The organism is uncultured Dysgonomonas sp. (assembly GCF_900079725.1).
GTDB lineage: Bacteria > Bacteroidota > Bacteroidia > Bacteroidales > Dysgonomonadaceae > Dysgonomonas.
The window spans coordinates 1138835-1157044 of record NZ_LT599032.1 but is presented as its reverse complement, the minus strand read 5'-3'; the positions used below and the strand labels follow the sequence as shown (position 1 = coordinate 1157044).

14 protein-coding genes and 2 pseudogenes are annotated in these 18210 nt (G+C 31.7%); 4 read left to right on the top strand and 12 right to left on the bottom strand.

Annotated features, from left to right (window positions below; genetic code table 11):
* Positions 1-4: 4 nt before the first annotated feature.
* Positions 5-958 (bottom strand): glycoside hydrolase family 43 protein, encoded by a 954-nt coding sequence (locus tag QZL88_RS05050; protein ID WP_296945013.1) that lies wholly within the window; start codon positions 956-958, stop codon positions 5-7.
* Positions 959-1181: 223 nt separating this feature from the next.
* Here QZL88_RS05050 and QZL88_RS05045 point away from each other — a divergent pair, with 223 nt between their 5' ends.
* From QZL88_RS05045 to QZL88_RS05035, 3 genes are read left to right on the top strand one after another with little or no spacing between them, the layout of a single operon-like run.
* A complete protein-coding gene (locus QZL88_RS05045) occupies positions 1182-2162 on the top strand; it encodes a polyprenyl synthetase family protein (protein ID WP_296938939.1) in 981 nt (326 codons plus the stop codon).
* A 26-nt stretch (positions 2163-2188) separates the two neighbouring features.
* Positions 2189-2896, top strand: a complete 708-nt coding sequence (locus QZL88_RS05040) for a hypothetical protein (protein WP_296938938.1) — start codon at positions 2189-2191, stop codon at positions 2894-2896.
* Positions 2883-3659, top strand: coding sequence for a TatD family hydrolase (locus QZL88_RS05035; protein WP_296938937.1), 777 nt, complete (start codon positions 2883-2885; stop codon positions 3657-3659). The genes QZL88_RS05040 and QZL88_RS05035 overlap by 14 nt, the downstream gene beginning before the upstream one ends.
* A 337-nt stretch (positions 3660-3996) precedes the next feature.
* On the opposite strand, the gene QZL88_RS05030 is transcribed toward QZL88_RS05035, so the two are convergent.
* The 11 genes and pseudogenes from QZL88_RS05030 to QZL88_RS04980 all read right to left on the bottom strand — a co-directional run.
* Positions 3997-5193: a TIR domain-containing protein gene (locus tag QZL88_RS05030; RefSeq protein WP_296938936.1), complete on the bottom strand. Its 1197-nt coding sequence runs from the start codon at positions 5191-5193 to the stop codon at positions 3997-3999.
* Positions 5194-5342: 149 nt separating this feature from the next.
* Positions 5343-5915, bottom strand: a complete 573-nt coding sequence (locus QZL88_RS05025) for a hypothetical protein (protein ID WP_296938935.1) — start codon at positions 5913-5915, stop codon at positions 5343-5345.
* 658 nt (positions 5916-6573) lie between these two features.
* Positions 6574-7893, bottom strand: a complete 1320-nt coding sequence (locus QZL88_RS05020) for a hypothetical protein (protein WP_296938934.1) — start codon at positions 7891-7893, stop codon at positions 6574-6576.
* Between the two features lie 62 nt (positions 7894-7955).
* Positions 7956-8984: a DUF3871 family protein gene (locus QZL88_RS05015; RefSeq protein WP_296938933.1), complete on the bottom strand. Its 1029-nt coding sequence runs from the start codon at positions 8982-8984 to the stop codon at positions 7956-7958.
* Between the two features lie 126 nt (positions 8985-9110).
* The gene (locus tag QZL88_RS05010; RefSeq protein WP_296938932.1) at positions 9111-9380 is read right to left on the bottom strand and encodes a hypothetical protein; all 270 of its coding nucleotides are present in this window, start codon (positions 9378-9380) and stop codon (positions 9111-9113) included.
* 225 nt (positions 9381-9605) lie between these two features.
* Positions 9606-11474, bottom strand: coding sequence for an SIR2 family protein (locus QZL88_RS05005; RefSeq protein WP_296938931.1), 1869 nt, complete (start codon positions 11472-11474; stop codon positions 9606-9608).
* 4 nt (positions 11475-11478) lie between these two features.
* The gene (locus QZL88_RS05000) at positions 11479-13095 is read right to left on the bottom strand and encodes a hypothetical protein (RefSeq protein WP_296938930.1); all 1617 of its coding nucleotides are present in this window, start codon (positions 13093-13095) and stop codon (positions 11479-11481) included.
* A 76-nt stretch (positions 13096-13171) separates the two neighbouring features.
* A complete protein-coding gene (locus tag QZL88_RS04995) occupies positions 13172-15343 on the bottom strand; it encodes a hypothetical protein (RefSeq protein ID WP_296938929.1) in 2172 nt (723 codons plus the stop codon).
* A gap of 90 nt (positions 15344-15433) precedes the next feature.
* The gene (locus QZL88_RS04990) at positions 15434-15934 is read right to left on the bottom strand and encodes a hypothetical protein (RefSeq protein ID WP_296938928.1); all 501 of its coding nucleotides are present in this window, start codon (positions 15932-15934) and stop codon (positions 15434-15436) included.
* A gap of 129 nt (positions 15935-16063) precedes the next feature.
* Positions 16064-16951, bottom strand: coding sequence for an Abi-alpha family protein (locus QZL88_RS04985; RefSeq protein WP_296938927.1), 888 nt, complete (start codon positions 16949-16951; stop codon positions 16064-16066).
* 84 nt (positions 16952-17035) lie between these two features.
* Positions 17036-17200 (bottom strand): annotated as a pseudogene (locus QZL88_RS04980) (tyrosine-type recombinase/integrase); the annotation flags it as partial.
* A 299-nt stretch (positions 17201-17499) separates the two neighbouring features.
* Between QZL88_RS04980 and QZL88_RS04975 the strand changes: the two are divergent.
* A pseudogene (locus tag QZL88_RS04975) lies at positions 17500-18087 on the top strand (Arm DNA-binding domain-containing protein); the annotation flags it as partial.
* Between the last annotated feature and the right edge of the window lie 123 nt (positions 18088-18210).

Genomic DNA, 18210 nt, shown 5'->3' with positions numbered 1-18210 from the left:
TATTTTATTTTAATGAGTTTAGTCCTACACCTTCATTTGTCATTACGACAGGCCTGATATAGCCATTTTCGTCAAAATGCATTTCGTCTATACATGTAACCCTATGGTTTCCATCGGTTTCTGTCAGCGGGCGGCGGTGGTATACAATGTAGTATTTATCTGATTTGGGCTCGTGGATTACAGAATGGTGCCCGGCTCCCCTACCAATATTAGGATCTTGCTGCAATATTTTGCCTATGCGCTTGAACGGCCCGAAGGGACTATCGGCAATAGCATATGCAACACTATAATCAGGGCCGGTCCATCCTCCTTCCGACCACATAAAATAATATTTACCATTTTTGATAAACATGAATGGGCCTTCTACATAGTTTTCGGGAGTTACTTCCTTATACATTGTTCCGTCTTCGAAAGGGACGATACCGGTAAAGTCTTCTTTTAATTTGGCAACATTACAATGTTTCCATCCTCCATAATATATATAATAACTACCGTCTTTATCTTTAAAGACAAATTGGTCGATAGGCTGCGCACCGTTGTAGAATTTATCTATAAGCGGTTTTCCCAGATAATCTTTAAATGGGCCTTCGGGTTTATCTGCAACAGCGATCCCTATACCTCCGTATTCGTTATCACTTTGTATATCATTTCCTCCAAAGAGTAGGAAGTATTTACCATCATTTTTAATTATGGCCGGAGCCCACAAGGCTCTTTTTACCCATTTTACGGCTGATGTGTCGATGATGCGTTCATGCTTAGTCCAGTTAACCAAATCGGAAGAAGAGAATGCGTCCATAAAGACTTGCTCGTCGTACGGAGCTGAGTAAGTTGGATAAATCCAATACTTGTCATCGAAAATAATACCTTCCGGGTCGGCATACCATCCTTCAAATATAGGATTCCCGGATGTTTCTTTAACACTTTGGGCAGATTGCCTGTTTTGGGCACAAGCTTGCATTGCAAGAATACTTACAATGATTAGGAGTAAATTGTTTTTCATCGAAAAAATCACTTTTTTGTTAATGACCCATAAAAATAGGAATAATTTCAAATTAAAATGTTCTATTTTAGAATATTTTGATTTTTGTTGTTAATAAACTATCTTTGCTAGAGTGCGTGAATAAAAGAAAGGTTCTCCGTCTTATAGAATATTAATTGTAATTGTAAATAACTACTGATCAATGAAGAAGTCTTTATATAACTTCGATGAGGTTTTAGATATTGTAAATACTCGAATCACTCAGATAAACTACAAGAATAAGCCACAGTCACTTTTCGACCCTATAACTTACATACTTTCACTGGGAGGGAAACGGGTTCGCCCCGCTTTGGCTCTTATGTCATATAATTTATATAAAGAGGATGTGGAGCGGGTTATCCCTATAGCGTTGGCTATAGAGGTGTTTCACAATTTTACACTTTTACATGACGACCTTATGGACAGGGCCGATATGCGCAGGGGTAAACCGACCGTTCATATTAAATGGAATGATAATACGGCCGTTCTTTCGGGCGATGCAATGCTTATTGAGGCATATAAGGAAATCGCAAAAACAGAATCACAGCAATTGCCTCGGGTGTTGGATTTATTTTCTGAAACTGCAACTGAAATATGTTGTGGGCAACAATATGATATGGAGTTTGAACAACGGTTGGATGTTACGATCCCCGAATATCTGGAAATGATAAGGCTGAAGACAGCAGTATTGTTAGGTTGCGCCTTGAAAGAAGGAGCTATTGTGGCAGGCGCTTCGGATACGGATGCAAACAACCTGTATGATTTCGGTATAAATGTAGGTCTGGGATTTCAGTTGAGGGACGATTTGCTTGATGTATACGGAGATAGCGAAAGTTTTGGTAAGAAAATAGGTGGTGACATACTATGCAATAAGAAAACGTTTCTATTGATTACTGCATTAGCCGATCCATTGACCAGAAATGAATTGCTGGCATGGATAGATAAAACTGACTTTAAGGAAAATAAAAAAATTGAAGCGGTAACTAAGATATATGATAAGCTCGATCTGAAAACGAAGTCAGAAAAGCTTATCAGCGACTATTATGAGAAAGCAATGGGGTGTCTGGACAAAGTCAGTGTAAGTAATGATAGAAAGGCTGAATTGCATCGACTTGCGAAAAATCTAACATCCCGAATATCCTAAATTCTAAATATTTAACCCTTATTACTATGCCCTATCGTCGTTTGCCCAATACTGATAATGCACGAATAAAGGCGTTGAAAGTAGCAATAGAAAAGCATAATTCCCTTTTCGGGCAAGGTGTTATTTCTCTTGACATCCGCAGAATGGAACTGATGCTGCGTAATTTTGAGAATGCACAGGTTCGTTATCGTGATAGTCTTGAAACGCAGGCTGCATCGAATAGGAAATTTCAGAAACTGATTAAGAATGCCAGACTGTATATATCACATTTTATACAGGTTATGAATTTATGCGTTATCCGTAACGAAATAAAGAAAGAGCAGAAGCAACTTTATAATATCGACCCTGAAAATTTTACGGTACCCGATTTAACTAGTAATGATGCATTGCTGTACTGGGGAGATAGCCTTATGAAGGGAGAGCAAGCCCGGTTGGGGCAGGGCGGTGCTCCTATTTACAATCCTACCATTGCGAGGGTAAACGTAGCCTTTTCGCAATTTAAGGATGCCTATTTTAATCAAAAAACATATCAGAATACGACCGCACGCCAGTTGGATATACTTAGTGAACAAAGGAAAGATATAGACAATGTCTTGTCAACGTTATGGAACCAGATTGAGTCGGCCTTTGCAAATCTTCCCGCTAAAGAACGTTTGGAAAGATGCAAGGAATATGGGGTTGTATATTATCTGAGAAAAGACGAAAAAGAGAAAGAAGATCGTGAAAATAATTGATACGCATTCACATATTTATTCCGAAGAATTTGATGATGATATCGAAGAAGTGATTCTGAGAGCTAGACAAGTAGGAGTGAAAACTATTTTGCTTCCGAATATAGATGTGGACTCAATAGTGCGCCTGCATAGTATAGCCGACAGATATACAGATTATTGTATTCCTATGATGGGATTGCATCCTACAAGTGTAGGTGAGGATTGGCTTTCTCAATTAGAAATTATTAAACAGCAATTTTCGAAACGTTCCTATATAGCTATTGGTGAAATAGGGCTGGATCTCTATTGGGATAGGACATATGAGAAAGAACAGAGGCAGGCGTTTGAAGAGCAGCTTCGCTGGAGCCTAGAATATGATTTACCGGTAGCGATACATTCACGCGATGCTATATTGGAGTGTGTAGAATGTATCAGGAATGTAGGCCAGGAAAAGTTGAGAGGAGTATTCCACAGTTTTGGAGGAAGTGAGAACGAATTAACTGAAATACTTGGGTTAGAGAACTTTTTATTGGGAATCAACGGAGTTGTTACATTTAAGAATTCTACATTGTCAACTGTTCTGAAGCAGGTCGATTTGTCAAAAATAATCGTTGAGACCGATTCCCCTTATCTTGCTCCTGTACCTTATCGAGGCAAGAGAAATGAATCTTCGTATACGATAAAGGTTGTTGAAAAGCTGGCTGAAATATTTGGCCTTAGTTTAAACGAAGTAGGAGAAATAACAACAGAAAATGCAATAAAGCTATTCGGATTGAAAAAATAATTTTATCTTTGCACCCGCTACAACCAGAAAGAGGAGAGGTGCTCGAGTGGTTGAAGAGGCACGCCTGGAAAGAATAACAATCTGAATTTTATTAAAAATATATCTGACTGTATAATAATATTTTACAGGGTGATTTCTTCTTGCCTGAATAGTAGGTTTATAGATTTGTATACACTTTTGTAGTCATTTGGTGTCTTAGGGTTAATATTCTATTAATTTTCTTTTATAACTAGGTGTTTATTCTGTAGCATATATTCTGTTTCTTTTTGCATATTTGGTACTTCTATTAGAAGATATTTAGAATTATTAAATCTATGTGATAGATAGAAGAAAAAGTTTATTGATTACATAATTCCTTTATTTTTCGTAGATTTTTTAAATTGGGATGTATCGAAAGAATTTCATCATAATTAATTGATACTATAAAATGTCCACAAGAATATGCTGCAATTTCATATGGGTTAAAAATCACAGTAATAGCATTTTTAGTTAAATAAAAATTATCAAAGGTTTCCCATTTCAGTGGATATGAGTCTTCTAATATGAAAAATTCTTCTTCTCTATTCTCTATTACCTCTCTATTTAAAGCATCATCTTTTAGTTTTTCATGGCAAATCTCATGAAAACTATTAAGAACACTTTCCTCATTATCAAAAAGCTTTTCAATCGTAATTTCTTCTAAAGGATTTAAGACATAACTATGACCTTTTATATACTTATAACCATGTGCAGCTCCACTTTGATAACAATCTCTCCATATATCAAAACTGATAATAGATTGAGATAACATATTAAAACTATAAGTTATTTCAAGTTCATTATTTGAATTAAATAAATCTCCTTCTTCACTATTTAATGTATAATCACTTGTCAAAGAGTTGCTTAAGAGACTTTGGGCTGAATATAGTTTATAGTTTGTATAAATAGGGTAAATAATATTTTCTATTATAGAGTTAAGGATCTTTAATTCAATATTTTCAGTGTGTATGAATTGTGGGTAATTAATATCTATTTGTGTATAAGGATATATTTCTTTTATCATTTCTTTAATCTCAATCTCTTTATACTCTAAAGGTGTATTTAATATACTTTTGAGTTTATCTACATTTAGATATTTTTGTTGTTGTATATTTAAAGATTGGATTATTTGATAGTATTCATCTTTTTCACTTCTACGATATAACTCTACCCACTGATATTTTGATAAACTTTCAGGGACATCACAGTCATTTATTTTACATGGAATAATATAAATATCTGATTCTAATTTTTCTTCATAGTATTTCAATGCTAATTTATATTCTCTCTGTACATATCCCCTTTTAGCTACAGATATATTTGATAACATCAGTACTATGAAATCAGCTTCTCTAAGAGCTTTCCTTATCTCATAATTCCAATCTTGTCCAGGAAGGAGTTCCTTTTTGTCCAACCATGGTTCAAAGCAAAACCTTTTCAAATAATCATATAATTTATTAGCTGCTTCAATATCTTCTTTAGCATAACTAATAAATACTTTATTATAATTCTTCATCTAAGATCTTTTAGAATTATTTTCACATCCATTGATAAAATCACTTTGTATTTCTGAAACAAATATACAAGTATTGTATCTAAAAACAAATTAGCTAACATAATACTTTTAACACTTTATTAAAGGCTACTTACTATTTCATTATATACTTATTTGGAATATTTTTCTAACCAATTACTAGCAGAAGAAATACCTATTAAGATGTATCTACCTAATATGAGAATAGAAATACATATGAAAAAACAATTGATTGTTTTATTCTTTACATCTTCTTTGAAAAATTCCATTCTAGTTTCATGTAGATTATTTAATTCAGTTAGAGAAGTAATTTGTTCATCGTATTTACTATCTCCTACGCCAGCAAATCCTACATCTTGCATAGGAGCTGAGGCTTGTCTAAAAGCTTTCTGTCTAGCTACATAATCAGCTGCATTAGTAGAAAGCCCAAAGTCTGGTTCAGGATGGTTAATTCCTTTTAAACTAGATGTATTCAGTTCTGTTGTATCTTTTATATCTTGAGTATTTGCTATCACTTCAATGTCAGTGAGTTTTTCACTATTTTCCTGTCTTGATAGGTTTTCAGGGTTGTTTGCAGAATAGTATCCTATATAGAATAGAATGCTAAGTAAACAGCATATACCTAATAACTTAAAATTGAGAATAATCTCTTTTGCTATCCTCTTTTTTGTTTCAATACTTTTTGAGTCTGTTTTATCTTCCATAATGTTTTCTTTTTAATAGGCATACCCACAAAAAGAAGATGTGGCTTAACACTTAGATTGGAGTCCTAGGTATACCACTACCCACATCACACAAAATAAGGAAAACCACACCTATAAAAGATGTAGCACCTACTTTGTTACTGCTGTGATGTCTTGATGTGGTATTTTAGGACTACACTAGTAAAAAGCAAATACTTCTTTCTAAAAATATGTCTTAGTTAAACTTATATATTCATTAGCAATTATTTAATTCTTAGTATACTGCAAAAATACAAGATTTAAACAGATATACATCAAATATTCAACCACTTTTTGATTTAAGTCCTTCCAATTCATATATAGGTGTGGCTGTGAGTTAGGGTAATAATAAATTCATTAAATAATACTTTCTCTGTTTACTATTTCTTCTTTCTAGTAGGTCTATCCTCATAGCATATTATATACATAATAATATACCCTATAATAATGTGACCTATTATTTGTAAAAATAATTCCATAAATTAATAATTAAAAAGCCCCATCCATTACTGAATGAGGCTAATACAACAATAATAAAAAAGAGATAAATTTCTAATTGTACTACAGCAATAACTAAAAATTATCTCTCTTTATCTTATATCTCACTTAGATTATTTGTTATATATAGATGTAAGTGAGATTAATCTTTCTCTATTTCATAGATTTTGACAGAATTTACAGATTTGTTCATTTCTTTATTAGGTTTTGAATATTCTCTTGCAACAATAATTACAGAATTATCTCTTGTTAATATAGCATCTACAAAACTAGGCAAATTATTCTCTGAATTTTTCCAATATCCAATAGCTTGGCTTTGTTTATTTAGCTCAATTAATAAGCACCCTAAATTATGATGATGCGTGCCTACAATATAATTGAACTCTTTTCCAGATAGAGCTTTCTGAATCCATATTTTTTTCATGTCCTTTAATAGAATAGTTCTAAAGGGTAAGTAGTCTAAGCTCTTGCTATGTTTATATAAAACTAAGCTATCTTCATGTTCGAATGTTGTTAAATATAATTGATTGTCTATTAATAATAGCCTTTTGTTGTCTATCTGAGATTTATCAATTATATTTCCATTTCTATCCAACTTGTATAACATTCTACCTTCATCTATATTTTCTACCCCTTTTAATTTTTCAAAACCTTCATATCGAGAGGTTATATAAATGTTTTTTTTTAACAGAAGATCATATCCATAAGTCATGTAATTCTTCCTGTTATCAATAGCTTTCTTCCATACCATCCTTCCCTTAGATGAAATTTTAACTAAATACAAATCACTCTCATTCTCTGTCTCTTTAAAAAAATGAATCTTCCTTTTTCCATATATTTTAGAAACAGAAATAAGGTTGAGTCTCTCTGTTGAAAGTAATAAGTATACATTATTTAGACTATCTGTTTCTATATTCTCAATATTAGGTTGTCTCTTAAATTTATATTGCTTTTCAAATAAAATTTGACCTTCTTGATCTAGTTTTGCCATCCAAAATAAATTCATTGACACATCTTCTCCTACAGCTAAAATAGTACTGTCAGATAAAAGTTTAATTCTAACTACTCTCTTTTCTTTAAAGAAGGTCTCCCAGATTTTTTTTCTCTGGGAGTTTAACTTAAAAATACTACCACTACTAACATGAGATTTTTGCCTGTATATTTTCTGTTCCTCAAAATACTCTTTAGTATAAGCCTCTGATGCTACTATCTTATGTTGATCAGGCATTTTGTATTGATTTGGAAAAGAAATGGAAAATTGAGTTGAAACTATTAGTGAGTTATCATTAGTAGAGAGTATTCCTGTAGGTTCATAATTACCAAAAGTTACTTCATTCTTAATGCTATCTTTATAAAAGAAAGTAAATTCCTTTATGTCAAGATTATCCATAGATGGAATTTGCCCTTGTAATCCAAGAGAAAAAGAGAAATAAAATAACAGACATGTACAATATATTCTCATAATATTCAGTTTAAGATTTATGATATAAATATAATCAAATAATCAGTTTGTAATATTTTTTTTCACTCAATAAACCATCTATACTCCCTATCTCCATGCAAAGCCCTATTAATACCTTCTACTAATTCAGTAGCATTCAAAGACCTATCCAATAGATTATCAATATAACTGTTCTTATTAGCCCCTGTAAACAGGTTATAGACTTTCCACAAATTAATAGCATCTGCACCCTCTTCTATTTTGAAATTCTTATCATTGTAATAGGCTTTGGCTACTGCATTGATATGAGTATCTCCAAATTCCATATTAGGTAATAACTTCTTCTGTGCATTAGGTAGACATTGATAAAGCTTACTTTTTCCTATCAACTGTGCAAACTGATGTTCTGTTAAGTAAGAATTCTGAAAAGAAGACATAAGTTGCAAATGCCTGTTAGGGTTATATTGCTGAAATAATAATAGAGAAGCTTTGAATAGTTCTTCCAAACTCATAACCCTTAATTCTGACTTATAGCCATCTGTAGATACACATAGATTTGTGCAAACCAGATTCTTAAATCCTATAAATATCTTAAACTTCTCTACACTCTTTTTAGAATAAAGGTTTTCATGGTTTAAGGCTCTTACTCCACCAATGGAAAGATTAAGCCTGTTTCCTTCTATATCCTGATAAATTGTAGGTACTTCAAAACAGAAAGCCATCCTTTCATAGTAAATAGTCTTATCACTCTCTAAGAGCTGACTGACAGGTTTATTTATGGCTCCTGGAATCCTACCTTTGACTACATGAGAAACTCTTATATCTGGCTGTAAAATAGTCTCATTTGGAAAGAAACTACTTGCAGCATCCCAAACTGTTTCTATAAAGTTAGTATGGCTTATAGTAACCTCATTATCCTTAGAAAAGACAGGTACAATACATTCATGCTTCAAATGATATAAACCTACCTCTTTGGTATTGGCTTCTATAAAAGGGCTTGGATTGCAGTCACAGGTATGTGTAATTTCTATTATATCTTGATAAGGAAGGGATTGAGAGGACATTACTTCTCTATGATTGCTTTTTACTGGTACTAATTGTATTGTTTCCATATGGAGTAAAATTTTTATTAAATGATTAATACGCTCACTTTGTTTCTATATTATTTATATATCTAAGTGAGTAAAATATACTTTAAAATAAAAAGGGAAGACTTTAATCTTCCCTGTATCTGGTTATTATAATACAGCTAAAGTCATAGCCTTGCTTTCTCCTTTCTGATGCAGAAGATAGAACAGTTCTCCTGTCTCAGATGCACAGACTTGTGATATTACAGGATTATTCAATTCCCCTGTTTTGACCTTACTACTGCAAGCCCCTGTTTCAAATCCATAGACAAAGAAGCATTTTCCTGTTGCTTCATTTTTCTTAATCTCAATCTTTTCTACATGGTGGTTTTGCTTAAATTGGCTCACACTCCAACTTTCTAAAAATGTTAGTCCATTCATAACTTTAAATATTATTGTTGTTGTTGTGCAGGGGGACTATCCCATCTCTGCAAAAGATGGAGGGGGTGTAGTTTGGTTATTTAGTGCTTGTGGATATACAGAACTTTTTGAAAAAAATAATAAAATTTTTTTTTCAATTTTTCAAAGAGTAAGAATAGTTAATATTATACTAATTAGAAAGGAGTCAGTGAAGCTAAATTTTATCTATTTAATTACTTCCTGAGATTATTCAATGCTCTCAATAAAACAGACAATACATTTATTAGCTTTACATGAAACATGTAATCTTTTGTCTTTTCCAGAAATATATCTTTCTTTATTAAGATATATAGGTTCTTCTATTTTTATGTATTGATAGCCTATGTCTAATTTATGCCCATGTAGATTTGCTATTTGCTTTTTATCATTAACAGCCTCAAAGCTATCTTTCTTTAAAATATCTTTTTTGTAATCTTTTCTTCCTGACCTATTATAAGTCTCTATTGAGATTGTGCCATCTTCTGAATTGTCCAATATATTGTTATGAACAATATTTTTATAGATTAAATCTACATTTTTATAATCTGCTGTAGTTATTTTAACTAGATTGTCAAAAATAACAGAATAATGTTTTTCTATTATTTTTAATCTCTCTAGATATTCAAGCCTTCTAATAATAGCTTTATCAAATTCCATTTGAGGAATGTCTAAAGATATACTGAAATTGTTACCTGTAACTAGTTTCATCTTATTCCCTTCAAATAGTTTTAATGTGAGTTTGTAGAATAGTATTTCATCATTAATTCTACCTAATTTGCCATTATCTTTATGCTCTGAAGTTATTGAGAATTTCATTTCATCTTTTTCAGTATCTAAGGTTATTAATACAGTCAATATTCCTGCTTTTAATCTACATTTAAGTTTCAACTCTCCTTTTCCTTTATAAAAGTCAACAGGTATATCTGTGAATTCATCTGTATCATTAAAATAAAAGTTAATGAAAGTTTTTTCTGGTATAGGAAGTAGTGTTATTTCTTTGAGTCTGTCAGATAAAGGATGTTTAATTCCATTTATGACCATTTGAGGATTCATTATTAACTCAGCTGGAATTACAATTTCATCAGTGATAGAGGAGTTCATTATCTTTTCAGAAAAGTTTTTATCATTAAGATTAAATTTGAAAATTTGATTTAAAGCTTTTCCTGTTATTGGTTTTAAAGATTCAATAATATTACCTTCTGCCACAGGTTTAACACCTACATACATCCCTGAATTGAGAACTGTATATTTATTGGCTGTATCTAGCGACACATATTTTCTTTCAACATCAAATAGTAAATTGTTATTTATATTCTCTATAAGTCCACTAATAAACTCTTCTCCTGTAGAATTTACATAACAAATACCTTTCCTTACTAATTCATTTTGTTTGAGAGATGGGAGATTAGGGGCAATAAAAAACATTTCTTTTTTATTGCTGCCTAGAGTATCACTGACTTTATTAAAGATTGCTGAAATATTAGAATCTTCCATTCCATAGCCAATAAACACAACTGTCTTTGTTACAATCCTTTCTTTTATTAAATGCCAAATAGGGGTATTATAATCAATATTATAGAAGTTAGTATAGTCATCTTTGGTTATAACTATCTTATCTGAATTAGTAAAATCCCCATGAATCTTTACTATTGAAGTTTTATCCTCTTTTATATAAGGAACATCTGAATCAATAACTATTTTTTGTCCCCTTTCTTTATAAGCATCCTCTAAAAGAGTATCATAATTTGTTGTTATAATAGTTTTTATATGAGGTATTTGAGAAAGTAAATCATGGTATTCTGTAGATGTAGGTTTATTATAGATTATATTTTCTTTTAATAGCTCTAATAATTGATTCCTAGAGCCATTTCTTATATTTACAAAATCATTAGCAATATCTTGGAGTGCTTTATTACCTCCAATAACTTCTTTTTCTTCTTTTGTGCAATTTGAATATATTATTTGAGCTAGTTCTCCTCCCATAGGATAACCTGCATATTTAGAAAAGCCTGCACCAATCCATAATACAACATCTTCTTTACGAACTAATTCAAAAAGTCTTTCTTTATTATTCATGCTTTTAGCTATTTATCTGTATTAATATGTCTTGGTGTTTTAATTTATTTTCTCTCCATTCTTCAACCTGTAATGTGGGAGGGACTCCAATTGCTCTGGTTAGCTCTTCTTCCATTATCCTTTTTACAAAATCTTCATTTCCTTTAGTGGTTACTATTGAATCATGGATAGTAAATATAGGCACTTGTTGCTCCCCTTCTTCCCATATCCTTTTGCAGCATCTATGCAATACAATTTCACTTTCTATTGATTGGAGAAGGCAAGCTAATCTTGCATGCTGTTTTTTCCTATCAACACCTTTATATTGTCTTTTTATTATTTTAAATAATTCTGCAATAGAAGGGAATTTTTCTCTGTAATAAACTTTTAACCAATGGTTTTCATCATTAGGATTATCCCTGTTACTGGAGAAAATTAATGTAAACATAGTTGTTTTAGCATCTTCTCTGGATATATCAATTTCCTTTTCTTCTAAAATCCACCTTTGCACAGTTTCATACATCTCTCCAGATGAAACAATCCTTTTGTATTCATCAAAATCAGAAGGACTTAGATTGTCAAAGAAATTTCCTAACATAATGGATATGGGGGTTATGTTGAATGTTGTAGGTGTATTGAATAACCCTTGAATATTATTGGGCATTTGACTGAATTTTAAATTGGGGTTTGTGTTTGACCAGAAATTAGGGTTTGTCAATGCACTAACTAAGTAGGGTTGGCTGTTCTTTATATCTATTGAGACTAAGGGTTGTCCATCATAGGTTATAAAGTTCCTATAATCTTTTTGTATGTTGGTTAATACAGAATGTAATCTATGAATATTTGAGTCAATCTTAGCTTTGTAATCATGAGTCTGTACTGCTTCAACATTATAAATCAAGGCATTATATTGGCTTATTGGATTTTTCTTCTCTCCAGAGTCTCTATTTATATCCCAAGCTTCTTGCCCTTCCTGTAATTTTTTATTTTTCAATATTCTACCATATTCTTTAGCCTTTTGGTAATCAATTCTCAGTTTTCTTTCATTATACCAATGGGATAAATATGAACAATCTAATAATTGATTTCTTTCAAAATCTCCTGTATCTTCATTATAAACTGATTCCTCAATAGGTTCAATACTATTTTCAAATCTTCTATATGAATATCTAACTAAATCTGTATTCTCATATATTTCTGAGAATTTATAACCAATAGATTTTTCTTCTGGTATATAATAACCATCTGAGATAATAATTCCTGTATCAATCAAATAATCTAAATAGTCTTTATAATCTTTAAAGAATTTTTGAAGATAAGTTGAATTAAGGGGTATAAATCCATCTTTTGTAATAGAGTCTTTATTCTTTGCAGGTATAGCACTAATCAGACCAATAAGATACATTAGTTTATCCTTGTCAAATTTAAGTCCTTTTGAGCTTAAAATCTTGTCTCCATTCAATTCAAATGCACTATAATCAACAAGAGGGTAGTTTCTTAAATGATTGTCAATATCCAAGTTATCTGGTATAAGGGCAAAATATCCAGAATAAGCTCTCTTTATGTATAAGACTACATGAGAGTCTCCATTCATCCTAAACTTCTCTACAATATTTCTTACAACCCTATACAACCACCCCATCTCTCATCCATTATGTTAGGAAATAATTCAAAATCTCATTTACTTTTTATTAAATATACAAATTAAGTGAGATTTACTATATTATAAAATATCTAAGCAAATTATTCTCTACCTTGTCTATAGAGATCTTTCTCTCTTCAAAATTCAGAGGATTTTCTTTTATGGCTACATAGCTATTCCTTGGTCTGGATGTTTCAAAATAAGCCTTAAATAGGCTGATAGAAGTTCTTGGTTTTATAGTCTTGTGGAAATGATATTTGACTATTGGTTCTATCTTCTCATGTATTTCTTCTGGTGTATATCCTTTTCCTGTTTCAAAGGCTTCTCTCATACTTATTCTTAGAGGGTGGTCTTCTGCCAGACACCAGAACATAATAGCATTGATAAGCCCCTTGTAAGCTTTAATATTCATATGCCTTATTTCATAGAGGTAGTCTAATAGTTTATCAGATTCTACATATTCGTTCAAATCTATAAATCTTTCAAGGATAGGTTTCTCTTCTTTAGTGCAGGTTCTTAGTTTCTCTGCAACATATTTATTCAGAACACCTGTAGGCAGCTTCTCTGCTTTCTCTTTCAAGTCTGCAACTAAAGCAGCCTGTAATGAATCTATTAATTCTTTTCTGCTATCTGTGAAATGGTTGTCTATTCCCTGTTCTGCTGATTTTTCTTCATCAGTCATATTATCTTTATATTGTATCTCTGTGACCTGATGTCCATCTGAAACTAAGGCTTTATATAGTTCCTCTTGATTAACATATAAATCATTAAATAGCTGTTCTCTTTCTACCAGAAAATCAATATTAAGGTAGGCTATGTCATATTTTCCTTCATTTATAGTAGGTCTTATAAGTGGAATTGGCTGACCTCTGAATGGGGTTTCAAGGGCTTTATCAGAAATAGCATTTTTTACTACTTTGAATAAGTCCTCCAAATCTTTATCCTTATCCTGTATAATATCAGTAGCTTTTATTACATCTAAGATCTTATTAGCCTTTTTAATCAGTGTATTTCTATATTTAGCTGTAGTCCTTTTAAACTTAGGCTCATAGTCAGTAGTATTATAGATTATAGTATCACTTAATATCCCATCTTTAACCCTGCACCTTCCATAGATTTGAGTTATCTTCTTTGTAGTAAGCATTTGGTGTGCATATTTTACATTAGAAACAGTGATAAGGTGGTATATATCATTAATATCTATTCCAGAAAAATAGCTGCATGTCATAAAATTGATTCTCTTGGGTAAGGTAGAATCATCTTTCAATGGGTAATAATAATTTCCTGCATCATTCCTGCTTGATTCACTGCACATGATAGCACATTCCTTCTGTGTAGATTCATCCAGCATAGATATAATATTCTTTACCTGTGAGACTGTATTATAGGCTATCAATATCTTATCTTCTGGATATTTTTTTATCAACCCTGTGACTGCATGATTGATGCTGTTAGACTGATTGATATGTATAAGCCTTATATCTCTTTTCTTGTGGGATAATTCTTCTATTTCAAATCTGCATTCATTCAGGAATAGAGGATTGGAGAATTCACCCATTGTAGCAGTTACAATACATCTGTTCTTTACATCAAACTTAAAATAGTGGTCTATTACTGTTTCTAAATTAGGTCTGTAGTTACTGTCTGCTTGGAGAAGATCTATTTCATCTACCATTAGGAAGCAATGTTTATAGGCTTCTTCCCCTAGTATATTCATCAAATAATCTAAGCTGTCTGCTACCACTAAAAACTTTAGAGGCTGAGTAGTATTTTGCTCCAAATAATTAATGATTTCATCTTTACTTACCCTGTCTGTAAATTCTCCTATGGAAGTGCCAACATATAGTACTTTTTTAGGGTTCAGATTATTTTCAGCCCATTTAAATTTGCTATAGGCTAGTTTCTTTGTAGGTACTACTATTATTGAATGTCTGGGTGATTTGAGTTCTAAGGTTGTTGCACCTACTCCTGTAGCTTTTTTGTCTACAATTCCATGAGGCAACTTTTGGATAAAATTAGATAGTCTGTATTCATCTGTGAAACCTTGAGATGAACCCCAAATCATAAAATAACCTTTGTGAATGGAAGTGATTGTTGCTTCTGGGTTTGCTCCTGCCAGAGTATCTAAGACTGCTACTGAAAATAAATCTTTGACTTGATTTTCTATTATCTCTTTAGGAGTTATTTTTTCTTCTTTTGCAACTCCATACTTTTTTAAACTATCTAGTATGCTTATTGTTTTAGCCATTTTTTTTAATGTACCTAAGACTGCATTTAGCTCACTTAGGTTTGTATATTACAGAGAAGTAAGTGAGGAATATATTGTTATAAAATTATTTTACCCAACCCCATTTACAGCCAATTGTGAAAATGATTTCTTTTCTATGTCAAATAATGCACCCCAAAATCCATCACCTCCATCACAAATAACTATTGGTCTTATTTTCCAATCTTTATACCAACTGGTGAAATCATCTTCTCCTTCAATCATGAAAGCATTAATATAGATATATTTATGATTATTAATTATTACACCAATATATTGAAAACCATAATCATCTAGTTTGGGAATTTTCCACCCTTGTAAGCAGCATTCAGTAGCTTTTATTGATAGTATTTTTTTATAATTATTTTCAAGAGACACTATATCTCCATCTGTTAAATCAAAATATTTACCAACTTTTTGAGGGATAGCTCTAGAACACTGATTTAACATCTTTTCTCCTGTTTCAGAAGATAGGACTACGCTATATTTGGGCTTAAATTCATATTTGGATGAATCCTGACCATATATATGAATTGCAAAAGTAAATAGGAATATTAAGATTATATTTTTCATAATTTAAAATTAAGAGTGTTCAACTAGAGTATAGAAACATTTTATAAACATATTTTTTAGATTATCTGAGACTATATTTAGCTCACTTAGGTGTATAGTATTATAGGAGGTAAGTGAGAAAGAGGCAGATTATTTTTGATCAATAGGGTTTTCACTAATATCTTGAATACATACTTTTAGAAAACCTTTACCAAGCTCTGTGAATCTCAATTCTCCATATTGAATTATAATCTCAGCCTTATATTTTGTTTCCTTTTCATATAATTCATTTATAATTAAAGTTGCATTATCTATATCCTCTTTATATTGTTCTTCTAATTTTTGATAAACAGATACTCTTTCTCTGTTATACGATTTTTTATAAAAGAGTAACCCATTCAACATTAAATTTTCTAGGTATATATTTATATTATTAGGATAGTTTAGATTTAAATCTTTCTCCATTCCTGTTAGATATTTGATAAGTTCAAAATCACCACAATTGTTATCCATTAAAGCCTCTGTTTTTTGCCTCAAAGCATTTATACCAGTTTCTGAATCAGAGATTTTTCTATTTTTTCTTACATTAATATCTATATAGGGAATGCATTCTTCGTCTTTAATCTGGGATAGTATTATTGCTTCATCAGCTGACATTCTATTTAGAATATCTATATATGCAGGATGTACAAAAACTAAAGTTTCTTCAAAAGAAGCTTTGCTTAATAAGTTTATAAAAGCATTTGCTAAATCACCTTGATTTAAATATGTTAATTTATCAATCACTGGTAAACCTACATATTGAGGAACTTGGATTAGGGTTAAATCTTCAACTTTATTTATTTTATCAGAATATAGTTCTATATTCTTCTTAAAATAAATTCTAGATTTCTCATTTAGTAATTTTAATGGTAATAAAATTAAGTTAGCACCATCTACGACTGTAGCTAAGGCTTCTCCTGCTTTCTTCATTCCTGGTTGGAATAAGTCCTTATATATTTCATCAATAGGTAATTGTTCAAAGAATTTTTGTACCATAATTATAATTCATTTTAGACAAAAATACATAATCTATTGAATTGTAAGAATTTTCAATCCAATAAATTATATATTTAATAAAATCTACAATAAATTCTTCATAGCCTCATCAATTTGACTATTTTCAAAGCTATCTAAATATATCTGAGTGGTCTTTAAGTCTGAATGTCCTAAAGCCTCACTTATAATAGCTACATTAATACCAGACCTTTTCAAAATGGTTGCAAATGAATGTCTGGCGACGTAAGTAATTAGCCGTAAAAGAACCGTATGCAGATGTAAGAAGTAAAACTTCAACAGGTTAATACTTAATAGATTTGCTGATTTTGGCATAAACCAACTAAGCTAATTTAAGAAGTGGTTCGGTTACCAAATCGTTAGCCACTCAGTTACCGAATATGAATAGGTAACTGATAGCAGGTAATAGCTTGAAACTCCGATTCTATTTCTTTGATTTACTGACTTTTGCGTAATAAAGAGCGCTTATATAACAAGTAACTTTGCCGTCGTAGCAACGACGGCAGAAACCTCAAAAAATATAAGCGAATATGAAACAAGAAAAATTCAAGGTTTTGCTTTACCTCAAAAAAAGCTCTCCCGACAAATCGGGCAAGACTCCGATTATGGGGCGTATTACTGTCAACAGTTCTATGTCTCAATTTAGTTGTAAGTTATCCTGTACTCCTGACTTATGGAATCCACGAGAAAGCCGACTAAACGGTAAGAGCCGTGAGGCAGTTGAAATTAATCTAAAAATAGAAAAACTTCTACTTGGTGTCCATTCGGCATTCAATAGCCTTGTGGATAGAAAGAAACCTTTCGATGCAGAAGCGGTTAAAAACCTCTATCAAGGTAGTATGGGTGCACAAATGACCCTGCTTGCTCTTCTGAGTCGCCACATAGAAGAACTAGAAGCTCGTGTTGGAATTGATGTTGCGCCAACTACGCTTTCTACATATAAATATACGCACCGCTCGTTAGGTAAATTCATCAAAAAGAAATTTAAGACTAAAGATATTGCTTTCGGACAGTTGAATGAACAATTCATTCGGGAGTATCAAGATTCGGTGTTAGGTGAACAGGGATATGCGATGCAAACCGTTCGCCATTACTTGGTGGAAAAATTTGCTAAAGTTGACCCCATCTCGCCAATCCAAATTGACCCCCATGTAACAATCTAAACTGACCCCCTGGCTGCAGTTTAAATTGACCCCGGTAAAGAAGAGTAAAACAGAAGCTTGTCAGTTTTGTTTTAAAGT

Coding starts and splice junctions, on each gene's coding strand:
- QZL88_RS04990 (WP_296938928.1), bottom strand. CDS start 15,934: ATGAAAAATATAATCTTAATATTCCTATTTACTTTTGCAATTCATATA.
- QZL88_RS05050 (WP_296945013.1), bottom strand. CDS start 958: ATGCAAGCTTGTGCCCAAAACAGGCAATCTGCCCAAAGTGTTAAAGAA.
- QZL88_RS05030 (WP_296938936.1), bottom strand. CDS start 5,193: ATGAAGAATTATAATAAAGTATTTATTAGTTATGCTAAAGAAGATATT.
- QZL88_RS05025 (WP_296938935.1), bottom strand. CDS start 5,915: ATGGAAGATAAAACAGACTCAAAAAGTATTGAAACAAAAAAGAGGATA.
- QZL88_RS05015 (WP_296938933.1), bottom strand. CDS start 8,984: ATGGAAACAATACAATTAGTACCAGTAAAAAGCAATCATAGAGAAGTA.
- QZL88_RS04985 (WP_296938927.1), bottom strand. CDS start 16,951: ATGGTACAAAAATTCTTTGAACAATTACCTATTGATGAAATATATAAG.
- QZL88_RS05020 (WP_296938934.1), bottom strand. CDS start 7,893: ATGAGAATATATTGTACATGTCTGTTATTTTATTTCTCTTTTTCTCTT.
- QZL88_RS05010 (WP_296938932.1), bottom strand. CDS start 9,380: ATGAATGGACTAACATTTTTAGAAAGTTGGAGTGTGAGCCAATTTAAG.
- QZL88_RS05040 (WP_296938938.1), top strand. CDS start 2,189: ATGCCCTATCGTCGTTTGCCCAATACTGATAATGCACGAATAAAGGCG.
- QZL88_RS05000 (WP_296938930.1), bottom strand. CDS start 13,095: ATGGGGTGGTTGTATAGGGTTGTAAGAAATATTGTAGAGAAGTTTAGG.
- QZL88_RS05005 (WP_296938931.1), bottom strand. CDS start 11,474: ATGAATAATAAAGAAAGACTTTTTGAATTAGTTCGTAAAGAAGATGTT.
- QZL88_RS04995 (WP_296938929.1), bottom strand. CDS start 15,343: ATGGCTAAAACAATAAGCATACTAGATAGTTTAAAAAAGTATGGAGTT.
- QZL88_RS05045 (WP_296938939.1), top strand. CDS start 1,182: ATGAAGAAGTCTTTATATAACTTCGATGAGGTTTTAGATATTGTAAAT.